The 14,456-nt window shown below is 29.7% G+C and carries 11 protein-coding genes and 1 pseudogene; 7 read left to right on the top strand and 5 right to left on the bottom strand.

Features of this window, described 5'->3' with window-relative positions; all coding sequences use genetic code 11:
• From ACH2CG_RS11870 to ACH2CG_RS11845, 6 genes are all read left to right on the top strand, one after another.
• Positions 1 to 2,358: histidine kinase dimerization/phosphoacceptor domain -containing protein (locus tag ACH2CG_RS11870; RefSeq protein ID WP_395065436.1), on the top strand; the 2,358-nt coding region annotated here is incomplete at its 5' end.
• Positions 2,359 to 2,797: 439 nt separating this feature from the next.
• Positions 2,798 to 3,622 (top strand): hypothetical protein, encoded by an 825-nt coding sequence (locus tag ACH2CG_RS11865; protein WP_395065434.1) that lies wholly within the window; start codon positions 2,798 to 2,800, stop codon positions 3,620 to 3,622.
• A 1,267-nt stretch (positions 3,623 to 4,889) separates the two neighbouring features.
• Entirely contained in the window at positions 4,890 to 5,390 is a 501-nt protein-coding gene (locus ACH2CG_RS11860) for a hypothetical protein (protein ID WP_395065432.1), read from the top strand.
• 55 nt (positions 5,391 to 5,445) lie between these two features.
• The gene (locus ACH2CG_RS11855) at positions 5,446 to 5,652 is read left to right on the top strand and encodes a hypothetical protein (protein WP_395065430.1); all 207 of its coding nucleotides are present in this window, start codon (positions 5,446 to 5,448) and stop codon (positions 5,650 to 5,652) included.
• Complete coding sequence (locus ACH2CG_RS11850) at positions 5,645 to 5,920, top strand: hypothetical protein (protein WP_395065428.1); 276 nt, start codon at positions 5,645 to 5,647, stop codon at positions 5,918 to 5,920. The genes ACH2CG_RS11855 and ACH2CG_RS11850 overlap by 8 nt, the downstream gene beginning before the upstream one ends.
• Before the next feature lie 280 nt (positions 5,921 to 6,200).
• The gene (locus ACH2CG_RS11845; RefSeq protein WP_395065426.1) at positions 6,201 to 6,902 is read left to right on the top strand and encodes a Crp/Fnr family transcriptional regulator; all 702 of its coding nucleotides are present in this window, start codon (positions 6,201 to 6,203) and stop codon (positions 6,900 to 6,902) included.
• A gap of 128 nt (positions 6,903 to 7,030) precedes the next feature.
• Here ACH2CG_RS11845 and ACH2CG_RS11840 read toward each other — a convergent pair whose 3' ends face one another.
• From ACH2CG_RS11840 to ACH2CG_RS11820, 5 genes and pseudogenes are all read right to left on the bottom strand, one after another.
• Positions 7,031 to 7,255 (bottom strand): T9SS type A sorting domain-containing protein, encoded by a 225-nt coding sequence (locus ACH2CG_RS11840; RefSeq protein WP_395065440.1) that lies wholly within the window; start codon positions 7,253 to 7,255, stop codon positions 7,031 to 7,033.
• 135 nt (positions 7,256 to 7,390) lie between these two features.
• Positions 7,391 to 8,955 (bottom strand): annotated as a pseudogene (locus ACH2CG_RS11835) (CotH kinase family protein); the annotation flags it as partial.
• Positions 8,956 to 9,190: 235 nt separating this feature from the next.
• On the bottom strand, positions 9,191 to 9,385 hold the full coding sequence (locus tag ACH2CG_RS11830) for a T9SS type A sorting domain-containing protein (RefSeq protein ID WP_395065424.1): 195 nt from the start codon (positions 9,383 to 9,385) through the stop codon (positions 9,191 to 9,193).
• Positions 9,379 to 9,981, bottom strand: coding sequence for a CUB domain-containing protein (locus tag ACH2CG_RS11825; RefSeq protein ID WP_395065422.1), 603 nt, complete (start codon positions 9,979 to 9,981; stop codon positions 9,379 to 9,381). The genes ACH2CG_RS11830 and ACH2CG_RS11825 overlap by 7 nt, the downstream gene beginning before the upstream one ends.
• Positions 9,982 to 10,028: 47 nt before the next feature.
• On the bottom strand, positions 10,029 to 11,405 hold the full coding sequence (locus ACH2CG_RS11820) for a M12 family metallo-peptidase (RefSeq protein ID WP_395065420.1): 1,377 nt from the start codon (positions 11,403 to 11,405) through the stop codon (positions 10,029 to 10,031).
• Positions 11,406 to 11,585: 180 nt separating this feature from the next.
• On the opposite strand from ACH2CG_RS11820, the gene ACH2CG_RS11815 reads away from it, so the two are divergent.
• Entirely contained in the window at positions 11,586 to 14,438 is a 2,853-nt protein-coding gene (locus ACH2CG_RS11815; protein WP_395065418.1) for a M60 family peptidase N-terminal accessory domain-containing protein, read from the top strand.
• Positions 14,439 to 14,456 lie beyond the last annotated feature (18 nt).

The following is a 14,456-nucleotide window of genomic DNA, read 5'->3' as shown; positions in this document are numbered from 1 at the left end:
GTACTAAACAAAGAAAAAATTGGACACATTGTAGGAAATAAAATAAGTTTTGAGACCATTGATACAGATGGTGTTATTAAAGATTTCATTAAAAGTGGTTTTAAACAATTGCAAAATAATGCATTAGTTGAGTTCGACAACACTTACTATATTAAATTCAAAAACAACATTTATAAAATACTTTATAAAAATAATAAACTCTACACGGAGTTTTCATGCATTAGCCCTACCAATGACAACCTAAAATTTTCTTATTCAGAAAAAGATGATCTCTATATTTTTGGATCAACAAGCCAAGGAATGGCAGTTGTAAATCCAAATAAGTTTCATACCATTTACTTAAAAAACAATCACAATTTTAGTGATTATTCGATAATTAAGAAAAACGGAAATTGGTACAATTACAACGGTTGGATTTACAATACAAAATTAAAAAAATTAGAACATAGAGAAATTAATAACTATGAGGGTAATATGCGTTTTTTATTAAAATATAAAGACGATTATTTTTATCAAGCAAAAAAAAATGAACTGATCTCATTAATTAACTTAAAAACAAGAACACCATTTAAAATTAACAACAATTTAAATTTTCTAACAAGCTTTACTTATGTAGGCAAAACACTATGGCTTTCAAACGAAAAAAACGTGGCTTTCTTGTCAAGAAATAAAATATTTTTTGATAATGTAATAAAAAATAAAATAGTAAAAACCCAGATAATAAATACTATAAAATCTGTTGGTAATAATTTAATAATAGCTACTAATAAAGGTGTTATACTTTACAAACCATTAACGCATCAAATTAATTATATAAGTGGTTTAGAAAATGTTAATGCGCGATATATAAAACTTTTAAATAACTCAACTTTTTGGGTTGGATGCTACGGCGAAGGCCTGTTTCTAGTAAGCAAAAACAAAGTCTACAAAGTGATTGATAAAAATATAGACATAACCACAACGCATGCTATAGAAGAGGATAAGTTCGGTTATTTGTGGATTTCAACAAATAACGGTTTACTAACAGTAAATAAAAACAAAGCACTAGCAAACATTTTAAAACAATTACCAATAAACTCTTATGTTTTTTTAACAAAAGATGGCTTACCTACCAATGAGTTTAATGGCGGTAGCACATTTTCTTCTCTAAAAGAAGATAACGGAATACTAGGGTTTCCCTCAATGAAAGGATTTGTTTGGTTCCAACCACAAGAAATAAAAAAACATCTCTTTTCAGGTACTATTGTAATGGATCAAGTACTAGTAGACAACAAAGTAAATTATCCAATGAAACATAGCTTTTACAGCATTCCTCAAAAAACAGAAATCATAACTTTAAAATTCAGTTACGGCTATTATTTTAATAGAGAAAACATAACCGTTTCATACAAATTTGAAGATCAAAAGAGCTGGAAAGATACCAAAGAGAAAACAATTCAAATAACTCGTTACAAAAAAGGAATCCACAAACTATTTATTAAAATAAGTACTCATGGATTTGACAATCGAACTGATGTTATAAAATCTTTTACTCTAGATTTCAAACCTAGAAATCATGAGACAAAATGGTTCTGGGCTGCAATAGCGGCTTTGTCAATAGCATTTCTTCACCTTGCCTATTTAATTGGATTGCATTTTAACAAAAAAAGAGAAAAAAAACTAAAAGAGAAAATAGAAGAAAAAACATTTGAACTACAAGAAAATATTTCTGAACTTTCAATTACAAAAAAAATTATTCTAGACGCTCTAACTGAGAAAGAGATATTGCTAAAAGAAGTGCATCACAGAGTAAAAAACAACCTGCAACTAATCATAAGCATGCTCAATATTCAAGCAAGAAGAAGCAACTACTCTGACATATATGACTTCCTAAAAAAAGGAGAAAGCCGAATAATAACAATGGCTTTAATACACCAAAATTTATACCAAAAAGAAGAGTCATTAGACAAAATAAATTTTCAACTATACGGAGAAGACTTAGCACAATCAATAAGTGAAACTTTTGAGAATTCAAATACAAGTATAACAATTGAGGCAAAAGACATAACACTGAACCTTACAACAGCAATACCATTGGGACTCATCATAAACGAATTAATTACAAACGCACTTAAACATGCTTTTCCAAACAGTAAAAAAGGTAAAATTACAATCAATATAAAACAACTCTTGACAAATCAATATGAGTTAATAGTAATAGATAATGGTATTGGATTTAATGAACATAACATAGAAAAAAAATCCTTTGGATTAGAATTAATAAACTTACTAACAAACCAACTAAATGGCAAAGTGGAATTCAGCAATGATAAAACTACAAAATACAGAATTACATTTGAAGAAGTTGTAAATGAATAGTGCATTCAAAGGTAGTATCCCATAAAACCGCAACTAAACGTTGACTACTATAATTTCAATTATCTTTCTTTTTTCTCCTTTTAGATTTAAACTTAATAAAGTCTTTATCCTCAAAGAAAATCATAAAAGTGCAAACTAACAATTGACCTATCAAATTCTTTTTCCACTTCACATGTAACTTTCCCAATTTAAATTTAACACCATAGAAAACTGAATGCCATTGCATTAGCTTAAATAAATCAATGACTTGTCTAAACCCAAGAAGCTTTGAATGTTGTAATTAATTATTTATTTGTTATAAATGTAAACTACACGACATTTTATTTATTAGTACTGTTATAGTTTAGTAGTAATAAAAACAACATATTTATAAAATTAATAGACGTTGTGAAAAACAGAAATAGTTTCTGTTATATTTAAACCTTAATATTATTTAAAAATGAAAAATTATTTAAAAAAAACATTTATTGCAGCTTGTATCTCAAGTTTACTTTTTGTTTCGTGTTCGCAAGAAGATAGCGTTGCTAGTACTGAAAACAATTCACGTGAAATAAATGAAACACAACAGTACAAATTTTCTCAAAAAATTACTATTAAAGATCAAACTGGTCAGTACAGTGTTGATCTAAAAGTATCATCTGATAACACAGATCTAATTCAAAATTATTTAGACTCTAAACCATCAATGAAAGTGGATTTGAATAGAGATACAGACAATAATAGTGCCTCTCTACAATCAAACTCAACTACTGAAAAAAGCACATCAAGTTTAATGCAAGAAAAAAAACCGGATCTAGAAGTTGAAATACTAAACAAAAAAATTCCGGCAAACTACACAATGTCACTATCAATAAAAAATATCAGTGAAACAAGAAAGCCAAATACTCAACAAAACAATACTACTCTAGCTACAGCAAGATCAGCTTTTAATATTGCATACAAAGATGATTCTAGTACATCGATTACGCTTCAAAATCTTGAAAGCGAAACATCTCCCACCAGTGTGCACTTAAATTTTTATGACCGTAGATATAATAGTACTTTAAATAACTATTCTTATGCTCCTGTTGGACAAACTGCTACAACCCCAAAAGATCCTAATTATTTTTGGTTTACTTTGCCATTCCTTTCAAGTAAATCTTTTACCCGAACTAATTTATCACAACCGACAGGTTTAAAGGTAAATATTGTTGGAGATCAATATGCTAGATACGCACTTAATCTTATTTTTTCAAACAATGTGATAAGAGAGATTAGCAATTAACAAGCAAATAGTTGCATATTAGTGTATCTACCACAGCTATCAAAGCTAAAGCCACGTTATAAAAAGGCTTTAAAGTTAAAATAGTTGGTAGTATATAGTACCAAGAAAAGTTTATTGAAATTAGTTTCAATAAACTTTTCTTATTTTTGATAGGATGATAGGTTAATTTTATTAAGTATTTTTTAGTTGTTCAAATTTAAATTGTTTGTAATTGATTTATTATGAACATATGTTGGTTTAATTTATTAATCCAATTGTTGGGTTGATTCATTTAAATAAAAAAAAGGTGTAAACATATTCGATCAATACTTTTTTTCATAACTCCAAAAATGTGTTCCTCTCTAGCTCACAATCTTGATTTTCTTGGCTGTTTAATTTTTGCTTATCGTCAATAGATTTACTAATGTTCTTTTTGGCATCTACTTTGCATCTAGGTCATTTTGATGTTTTTTTATTAGAATTTACTATTCTTGATTTGGTCATTTACAGCCATAATAGTAAAATGTTTAGGCAATTCTACAAAACGCGCATCTATAACTTTTACTTCACTACAACTAATCCTAGTTTTTCCAATTCTTTTAAAAATAGAACAATAACAACTCCTACCAGTTCTAAATCAACTTTTTGTTGTCAAAAATTGCTTCGCCACTTCAGGCAAACGCTTACCTTCAAAAAGTTTTGCCAGCTATAAAAAAGCGTCACTACTCAAATTTAAAAACCATATAAAACCCATACGCTCATTTTACAAATTGTGATGTCGTTGTAAAGTCAACATTTTGAATAAAATCAAACTAACGACAACCACCTTTTACTTTAGCAATTTCTCGAAATTTGTTTCTAAAGAATTTTTGGAAATCAAAATCAATACTTTTTTTGCTTTTTAAAAGAACATGCTATGTAAAAAATAGATTTATCGAAAAATCCGTAATATCAATGGATTTAAATTGCCACATCATTTTATGTTATAAAATCAATGGCTTGTCTAACCCAAAAAACTTTGAAAATTGCCTAAGTTGATTTGATTTAATTCCAGTTTTAATAGCATTTAAAAAAAATTGAAGCAACCATAATCGCAATATCCATTTTTATAAATTAAGAGTAATATGCAATCAAAACAAAAAACGGAACAACACAAATAGCATTGATTGGAATTGAAAAACAAACGGAGTCTGAAAATAAAATCTAAAATAAGCATATCACAATAATAACAGACATAGCTTAGAAAATAAATCATTATAAATTCGAAAAAAAATAAAAAAAAGATATAATGGAAAACCATAAATTAGAATCATTATCACAAAATCAAGTTGAAAAAAACACACATGTTAATTCTTTTGGAGTGCTTTCGAAAGAAGATTTGATAATTAAACAATTAAGACTGCAAAATAAAGTAAAATTAAATGAAATTAAAAAAATTGTAATTCACAAAAAAAGGTCTCTTAAATGGAATTACTTGATTTTAACAACTGTAGCCACAATAATAGCTGTGTTTTATTTTTTAAATTATCCACTAACATATAACGACAAGTTACTAATTGCTGGAATAGGTACAATAACCCTATCAATTGCTGTTTTTTTTAAAAGTTTCGAATACAAACTAATAATTCAAAAGAATGGGGCAAAGACCATAAAAATAAAAATTCCCATTGAAAATAAAAATGATGCTAAAACATTAGTATACAAGGCTAATAAAAAAATTAAAGAGTTAAGCAATAAACAACACAACGCTCAATTAATAAATGTAAATAAATTAAATGAAGTTGTTTAGAAAAAATAGAAATTCATAATGGAATATAGAGTATCAATTCAAACTTATATAAATAATGGTATTTAAAAAAATTCTTACAAAAATTATCAATCATTCTTATACTATTATTTTTTTATTTGATGGGCCAGAACCACCACCACCTCTAGACGACGGTAGCACAATAGATCCTCCACCATCATTACCAATATCTAATTTAGGAATCTATATAGTAATTATCATAATTCTCTATATCTACACATACAAAAAGAAAAAAAATGCTTAAAGACTCATTTGAAAATGATTTTGGTAGAATAAACTTTAATGAAGTTTATATTAAAGAGACGCAAGAAGAATTTAGTTTTAAAAAAATTGCTTTAATCCTAATTGTAAAGAAAACTTCATTCCTAGTTATTGGTAAATTGTTTATTAGAATTGTTTTTACAAACGCAACATCTAAATATTACCTAATAAAAAAGAAAAGAAAGAAAGATGCAATAGACTTTGAAACACAATTTTTGAGATTAAGAAATATAAATACGAACCTAGATTAATGCGAGTGTAAAACAAATCTTAATGGGCAGATTAATCCCAAGCTATCTATGATTTTGTCTTAACTCATCGAAATTATAGTAAAAATTTTATAATTATTGAATTGTTACATGATTTTAAAAAAATCTTGTTATGCAAAGACTCAAGAAAATCTGAATTCAAAATGATTTTAAACATGTAAAGCATTTTTAAATAAAAAAAATAATTGAGTTAAGACTCTCTCTATCAACGAATAAAACTTAATATTACGAAGCTTACTAGTTAAAAAACTAAATAAAGAACATGCACGACGAATTAAAATATTGGTATTTACGTGATCACAAATTGTTTTGGACATTAAGTATGTCTCAAATTAAGCAGTTATGCATAACAACAGGTTTCAAAAAAGCCACTAAAGGAGACATTATCTATCTGTCATCATCTGATGTTCCTCGCATCTTTCTACTTAAAAAAGGAAATATAAAAATTGTATCTGTAGATGAAAACGGAAACGAAACTATAAAAGAAATTATCCAAAAAGGAGATATGTTTGGTGAAATATCATTAGAAACTGATGAAACTATCAATGAGTACGCAAAAGTTTTAACTGACGAAGTTTCCATCTGTAGTTTTCTATTATCTGATTTTGAAGATTTATTAGTTAAAAATCCGAATTTAGCATTATCATACACAAAGTTTATTGGATTTAAAATGAAAAGATTTAAAAACAATTATTCCAATTTGGTTACTAAAGATGCAAAAAACAGACTGGCATCATTTTTAAAAGATTGGGCAGAACGCGAAGGTATCCAAGAAGGCAATAAATACATAATAAATAATTACTTAACACAAACAGACATTGCGCAGATAATTTGTACTTCAAGGCAAACGGCTACTCTACTATTAAAAGAATTTGAAGAAAAAACAATTATTAATTATAGCCGTAAAGAAATCGTTATTAAGGACATTGATAATTTAATGTTAATTTCAATAAAACAAGAATAATCATACTAATAGAATACCAATATACTTTTATCTTAACTCATTTTATTTTACAATAAATTAATATAGAATAAAATAAACATCCTCAAATATTAAATTTTGAAGACATTAAATGATAATGTAAAGCCATATCAATGAAGAATAATAACTTTTTTAATTGAAATTATGTTATTATCATTTTCAATCTTACAAAGATAAATCCCATTAGAAATTCCGGTTAATTTAACCGTAGTTTCATATAAAAGCGGTTCCTGCTGTAAAATTATTTTTCCTGATAAATCTATCAATTCAATTTTCTTAATGAGACTATTTTCTAATTTTATAAATAAATCAGTACCAGCTGGATTAGGTTGCATTAAAAAATTATAATCTGTTGTTTGTTCATTCATACTCAAAGAACAAGTACTTGAATCGCCAGGCATATTAACATCTAGCCAAGCAATTCTAGTCGCAATCCAATCTTTAAACTTGGTTATTTGACCAGCAAAAGTTGTAGGATCCGAATCAACTTCTGGTGTACCTGTTGGAGCTCCTAAATTTCCCCACTTATCAAAATGCCTTACTTGCGCTTGATTTAAATAGGCAGCAGTTGCATCAATGTAATTATAGAGATATGAAAGACTTAAAGTAGTAGCTCTAAGAGTATTCCATCGGCATCTTAATTCATTTTGAAAATTTGTATCCTGCAACAACCTTACATACCAACCTGGCGAATTTACGTCTGGACCACAATCGTTTACAAGATGTGCCCAACCAGATACATCTGTTACGGCAAGAAAAGAACATTCATTTATGTTTTTCCAAGCCCAATCAAAATCCCAAACTGGACCAGCTTGTAATTTTGCAATTGCAGTATTAGAATCTTTATCCTTATAAAAATAACTGCTTTTTTTAAATCCATCATTATTTCGAGATAATTCATTAATTATGAAATAATCTAAAAATGAGGATTGATTTATATATTTCTTGTAACCAAGATTAGGATCAGCAAAATTTTGCGCGTACAAAGCAGTTTCAAATTCGTCTATAAAATTTTGTATGTAGATTTTTTGTGCAGAAGAAATTATCGCAGCTTTAGGATATTCATAAGCCAAACCCACAACTAGTCCAGGCCGGTCTATTGGACTATTATTTAGTTGCCAACCTAAGTAAGAATCCCAAAAATCATTCTTGACGATATAACCACCAGTTAAATCAATACCAGAGTTTTCTGTTGGATCTAATTTTGCAATATTAACCCTATTATTATCTCTTTTTATAGTTTCAGTTAATAAAAAACGCCTTGATAACTACCATTTACAACTACTTCGCAATATTTATTTCTTGTGGCATAATGACCCATTTCATTAAAAAGTTTATAGGCAAGTTGATTCCTCATAAAAACTTTATCATTGTAATTGGCAATTAAATTCCAGTCATGTTCTAGCGGCATTCCTAATAATGAAACGTTTAAATCTGACTCATTCGTGTTAATAGTGGTAACTTTGTATGGCTTTTGTGGCAGTGATTGAGAATAATTTCCTCTCAACTCAATTTTAATTTTTCCGTTATAATTATTGGGAGTATCAGTTACGTTGTTGGTAACGCCTGTACCATTATCTATTATTTTCATGAAACCAATCACTGGTGGTTCATTAACAATTGCATTTGATGTAGTAATTAAAACAATGGGTAAATTAGATGAACTAAATAAAGCTGGTGTGCTAGCATTTGAGCCAAAAGTAATACTCCAGTTTATTAATGTTCCTTCGTCTTGAAGAAATGAATCTAGAATTCTTAATTTCCAGACACCATTGCCATCTTGATTATTATTTAAATTCCCCAATGTTTCTTGAGGCTTAAAAACACTTGTAAATGGCGCGATACCAGTGTTGATAGAATTAAGAGCAGATTGATTGAAACAAGTATCTGTAAAATCATTATCACTACCTACAATACCAGAAAAAACATTAATAAAAGTTCCGTCTGGAGAAACTAAAGATACATTAAAATCAGAATCCAAAGGATGTGAGATATTCACACAAACCTGAACAACTCCTAAGTTAGAGTTTAGCATACTCTGACTTAATCCGCTTACCATTATCGGATAATCATTATTTTGCTGATTGTCCACAATTAATCCACCATTTTCAAAAAAAAGTTGAGAGAGACTAGAGAGACTAGCAAGTAGTGTAACCGCTAAAAATATAATTTTTTTCATTTTTTTGTATGTTTACATTCTATTAAGGTATTCATTTAAAATTCATTCATTGGATTTAAACTTTGTTTGTTCAAATTACTAAATACGAAATTCAACTTTTAATGACTTTAAAAGTAGTCTCTTTTTTTCCTTCAAATTTTAATTTGAAAAAATAAGTTCCTTCAGCAAATGATAAAATTTCAACGTTTGTGTTTAAATCATTTATCTTTTTATCAAGTAATAACTGACCTGCAACAGTGTAAACCTCAACTTTATAAATGACCGTTTTTGAATTTATTCTTACCATACAACCAGTAGATTAGGGAAGTAACTAAAGTCTATAAAACCATTAAAATCCGTAACGCTAAGATTAGACATGCAAGATATGTTGGCAATGAAACCCGGGGCAACGTTTTTGCGGTCAGAAAAAAACTTAACAGTCAATGAACCATCAACTGCAGAAGATGTAAAAGGACCAGGAATAACTGTTCCAGTTGAACCGCCAAAATTCAACAATGGAGAAGAAGTTGAATTTCCATCATAAACGTATAAAAAATCTTTATCTTGCTCGAGAGAAAAAGCACTAAAATTTAATATAATAGTATTGTTTGCAACAGAAGGCACAATAGTTCTCACTACAGTCTCGCGATTAATATAACTGCCATTTTCCTTGCCAGAATCAGTAAAAACAATACCATCACAAAAATCAGTTGCAGTTATAAATACCGTTTTATTTACAGTATTCACTAGTCCACCTGAACAACTTGAGGTAATTTCTACAATATAATAGGTGTTTGGAACTAATCCTAAAATTGAATAAGTAGTGGATGAAACTGTACTCCACGAACTAATAAGACCACCTAAAGGATAGCATCTAATTTTCCATGAACTGGATGTTCCCAAATCCAACCAAGTAACAACTGCTGATAATGTAGTAATTGTATTGATGTTTATTGATGTTTATTGATGTTTATTGATGAAATTAAATTGATACGGGTGTTTGAACAATCGGAACTTAAACATGTTGACGCATTTATTACTGCCAAAATCGCTGCTTTTGGTTGTGACCCAAAACCATTACTAAATTTGATTCCAACATCACTTAATAAATGACAATAACCCATTATAGATCCTTTAATAAAGTTTGAAGGAATAGTAAGTGGTGTCGTCCTACACGAATATCCTGATGCTGACGAACCTTGAGCAGCTGATGCACAATTATCAATAGCAGTATTATTTCCGTTCCAAACGCATGAATGTGTATGTCGCGAACCAAATAAATGTCCAAATTCATGTGTTATAACACTTATTGTCCAAGAATAGGTAGGAACTGATAAAAACGAATAAACTACATCAGAATAACTTAAATTATTTTGCGAACATAGTCCATTAAGCCTTTCAGCTATACAACCTAGTCCACCAGAATCAATTCCTAAAAGCTGTCCAACATCCCCATTAAAAATAGGTCTTATTTCATTAAATTTATCTAAATAATCTTTCGAAATAGTACCTAAGCCTTCATAAGAATCCTGAGTTGTCCAAATAAACAGCGACTTCAGCGAAACCGTTACAGCATCATTGCTATACAAGGTTTGAACATTATTGAAAACGGATGTCATCCAATTTGTAGTGTCTAGTGCGTTACTATTGTTGGAGGTAAATAAATCATAATCAATTTCAAAATACGTAGTGATACACTTTGAACTTAAAACATTTCTGTTAAAGGATACTGGTACTTCTATAGTAAATTCATCATCTTTAAAAGAACAATCAAAATTACTTGGCACTTTCATTGCTGCTTCCGAATAAATAATATTATCTGAAATATTATCTGGTTTTACTAGTTTACCAATAACTAAATTAGCTAATTCATCGTTAGAAACAACACCATTTAATTCATCCTTAAAGAAATTAAAACAAGCTATCGATGTGGTATCGCCTTTTACAATTCCGCGGTAATAAATACCTGGTTTGTAAGCAATATTCTTTTGTTTATCTGCGTCGATCTGGAATCCTTCTGCAGAAATTGAAACTTGATACAAATCAACAACAACTATTTTTCCATCGTAGGGAATTGAAAATTCAACATAATCACATTTTTTTGTAAATATGTCATTAACAACACTACTCTTGACTTTAGTAAATGTAGCATTAGCTACTTCATCACCCACAGCATTGTTTTGTATTTCTTGAGAAATATCAAATACAAAAAATGACTTAAAACTAGTTCGGTTTTTTTCTAACTCTATTACTTTTTTTGCTATTTCATTTTGACCAAATAAAAAAACAAAATTAAATAAGAAAAATACTTTAAATGTTTTTTTCATGAAACATTATGTAAACAAAACAAATTTAATAAAATTCATATCGCTTTACACAAAATATTCGAGACAAGTAAAAAATAATATCTAAAATTAACACATAGTAAAATTAATAAGCAATTTTCAGTGAATTAAAACAACTAATTTTATTTTCTGTAATTAAACTAATTAAAAAAATATAGTATTATGAAAAAAATTATTTTACTGTTATTACTGTCTTTTAACTCGATCCTATTAAGAGCTCAAATTGCATCATATGCTTTTGAGAACAATCTCAACGACAGTAGCGCAAACCATCATGCATCTTATATCGAAAACGGTAATGTTAGTAACTATTCGCCTACTTACTTGAGTGGTATTTCTGGACAAAACATTCAACTTGGCCCTACTAATGGAGTTCTATTTCCACTATCGCTTAATAACCAAATTAATACGAGTACTAGTCTTGAAATTCAATTTACATTTAGCATAACTGATCTTGGCCCAACTAACGGTTGGATGAGTTTAATGTCCAACCAGTCAGGAGCAAATGACCCAGGTTTTAGTATTTACATTTATCATGACCAATTTAATAATTCACCCAATTATGAAGTTATATTTGCATACTCTGATGGTGGTTTTAATTTAGGTGTGCCAGATCATCCTGGTCATGAAGGAACACCAATTGGAATTTTTAACGAAGGAGAACTTGTAAACTTGAAACTAATTTTTGACTTTCAAAACAATAAATGGATCAGTTTAACCAATGGAACATACAAATCATTAACCTTCAATCAAGCCTATGATATAAATGTTGTGAAAAATACCATCACACAAAAACCAATTTACATAAGTTGGGAACCAAATCAAGAACAAGCCCCAATAGGAACTTTTACTTCGACAGGCACTTTTGATAATATTAAATTCTATTCGCCAAGAATACCAAGCGATACAAATGCATTATTAAACGCCTTACAAGCAATGACGGCTCATCTAAATAATTCCATTCCATTATCATTAGCTGCTAGAACACAACATCTAAATACAATTCTTTTAAATTATCAAGATAGCTACGTTGCTGCACAAACAGAAATTTACAATTACATTACTGCTTACGAAACAGGAAATAATCCTATGTTTTCTAGTAGAACACCAATTGCTTTTACAACATTACCTCCAGAAAATCAACTCCTTATATTCCTACAACAAGACATTCACGACCATCAATTTATACCAGCAAATATTGTAAACATGTCAGGAATTAAATTTGAGGCTGCACAAATTTTTCCAGGAACGGTTTCAGCAAACGCACCCAGAGTCAATAACGCAATTGTAGATATTAATGGGACTTATCAAATTATTCCTGGAGCGAGAATAGCATCCGACTTATCAGGCGTAAAAAGACCAACAGGATATTACGCTGCACCTGGTGAAATCATTACAATAACAATTCCGAGCCAATTTATCAATTCGGGAATCATTGCAATGATTGGAGCTCATGATTCTGACCTATCAGCAAGATCTATTTCAAACCGTTTTGTGCGCATCTCCAAAGATTTCCCTCTAAACAATACAACTACACAAATAGCAAATCCTTTTGGAGGTGCGATATACTTAAAATTTGCTAACGGTTTCAACTTAGGTTGGTTTCAAATTGGCATCAATGGCGCAGTTAAATCACCATACTTTTCTTCAAGAACAGGCAGAGAAACAAGCATTACAACTTGGCAAAATGAATTAGCATCCCATTATGTGCAGTGGGCTGACCTAGAATCTGATAAATTCATGATGACGCTACCATTAAATCATCTAGCCAATTTAAATAATCCTACTTCGCTATTAAATCAATGGGACGCAATTATGGATGGCATTAACTACGTTGGCGGTAGACCTTTAACTAGAGCGAGATCAGAATATTTTTTAATTGACTCGAGACTACCCGCAGATGCTTTTGGAACCGGATATCCGCAAGTAATTGGAGAATATAACGCACCGAATGGAGTGCTAGAATCAACCGCTTTGTACCCAACACAGGTCTTAAATCCAAATTTTTATGATTCTGACCTCAATATTACCTTCCATGAAATGGGACACAACGCAGCACATCCAACACTTATTACAGAAGTAGAGACTATTGTACATCTGAACGCTGTTTATGTTTACAACCAGCTGTATGCTGTTCCATTGGATCAAGCATTTAAGTATTCCTCTGGCGAATTATTTACACTAGATGAAGCGGCAATAGACTGGATCATTAGCGCTAATTTTAGAAACAACAACAGCATGAGTTGCGACCCTACAATGTCACTTAATTTGTGTGACGAATTAAGATACCAACACCGCGGTTATGCAAAGTATATTGATATGGTAAATCTGTTTGGATGGTCATCAGTACATGGCATGAATCAAGCCTTTTATGATGACTGGAGTGTTAATCCTGTAAACCAGCAACTAGCCGTAACCCCAGACACAATAATAAAAGCCGCTTCAGATGCAGTTGGTGTAAATATGGCACCTTTAATGCACTTTTGGGGCTTGATACCATCGCCCGAACTACAACAAGAATTAGCTAGCATGCCAGAAAGCAATCTAATTTTACAGAGACTTATCCACTACAAACAAATTACGCCAAACAATGTAACAGAATTCCAACCGTGGTATAATAATAATGTACCAAAAAAAGACCCAGTACATTTACCTAGATATAACTATACTTTGGCAAATTATGATAATGACACTATTGGACAAGAAATAAAAGATCAAATAGACTTTCTAATTGAAACGTATTTTCACACTACTCTAAACCAACAGCAAAATAATCTATCATCAGATATTTTAATTTATCCTAATCCTTCAAATGGTGTAGTAAACATTAAAAATGATACAGATGAAATGTGGAATGTGAATATTTTCAATATAACGGGTCAAAAAATATACACTAAAGAAAATATAATTGGGAAAGACTTTCAGTTTGAATTTACAAAACCTGCCGGAGTGTACATAGTAGAAATTAGCACAGCAAATAAAAGAGAACATTTTCGCTTAATCAATAATCAATAAAAGTTGCTATACTAAATT

Source organism: Flavobacterium sp., from assembly GCF_043778725.1.
Taxonomy (GTDB): domain Bacteria; phylum Bacteroidota; class Bacteroidia; order Flavobacteriales; family Flavobacteriaceae; genus Flavobacterium.
This window is presented reverse-complemented; position numbering and strand designations above follow the sequence as displayed.

What these genes read in the sequence shown, in the direction of transcription:
- ACH2CG_RS11830 (WP_395065424.1), bottom strand. Translation starts at nt 9,385, where the DNA reads ATGGTAAGAATAAATTCAAAAACGGTCATTTATAAAGTTGAGGTTTAC.
- ACH2CG_RS11855 (WP_395065430.1), top strand. Translation starts at nt 5,446, where the DNA reads ATGGTATTTAAAAAAATTCTTACAAAAATTATCAATCATTCTTATACT.
- ACH2CG_RS11845 (WP_395065426.1), top strand. Translation starts at nt 6,201, where the DNA reads ATGCACGACGAATTAAAATATTGGTATTTACGTGATCACAAATTGTTT.
- ACH2CG_RS11840 (WP_395065440.1), bottom strand. Translation starts at nt 7,255, where the DNA reads ATGCAACCTAATCCAGCTGGTACTGATTTATTTATAAAATTAGAAAAT.
- ACH2CG_RS11860 (WP_395065432.1), top strand. Translation starts at nt 4,890, where the DNA reads ATGGAAAACCATAAATTAGAATCATTATCACAAAATCAAGTTGAAAAA.
- ACH2CG_RS11820 (WP_395065420.1), bottom strand. Translation starts at nt 11,405, where the DNA reads ATGAAAAAAACATTTAAAGTATTTTTCTTATTTAATTTTGTTTTTTTA.
- ACH2CG_RS11850 (WP_395065428.1), top strand. Translation starts at nt 5,645, where the DNA reads ATGCTTAAAGACTCATTTGAAAATGATTTTGGTAGAATAAACTTTAAT.
- ACH2CG_RS11865 (WP_395065434.1), top strand. Translation starts at nt 2,798, where the DNA reads ATGAAAAATTATTTAAAAAAAACATTTATTGCAGCTTGTATCTCAAGT.
- ACH2CG_RS11815 (WP_395065418.1), top strand. Translation starts at nt 11,586, where the DNA reads ATGAAAAAAATTATTTTACTGTTATTACTGTCTTTTAACTCGATCCTA.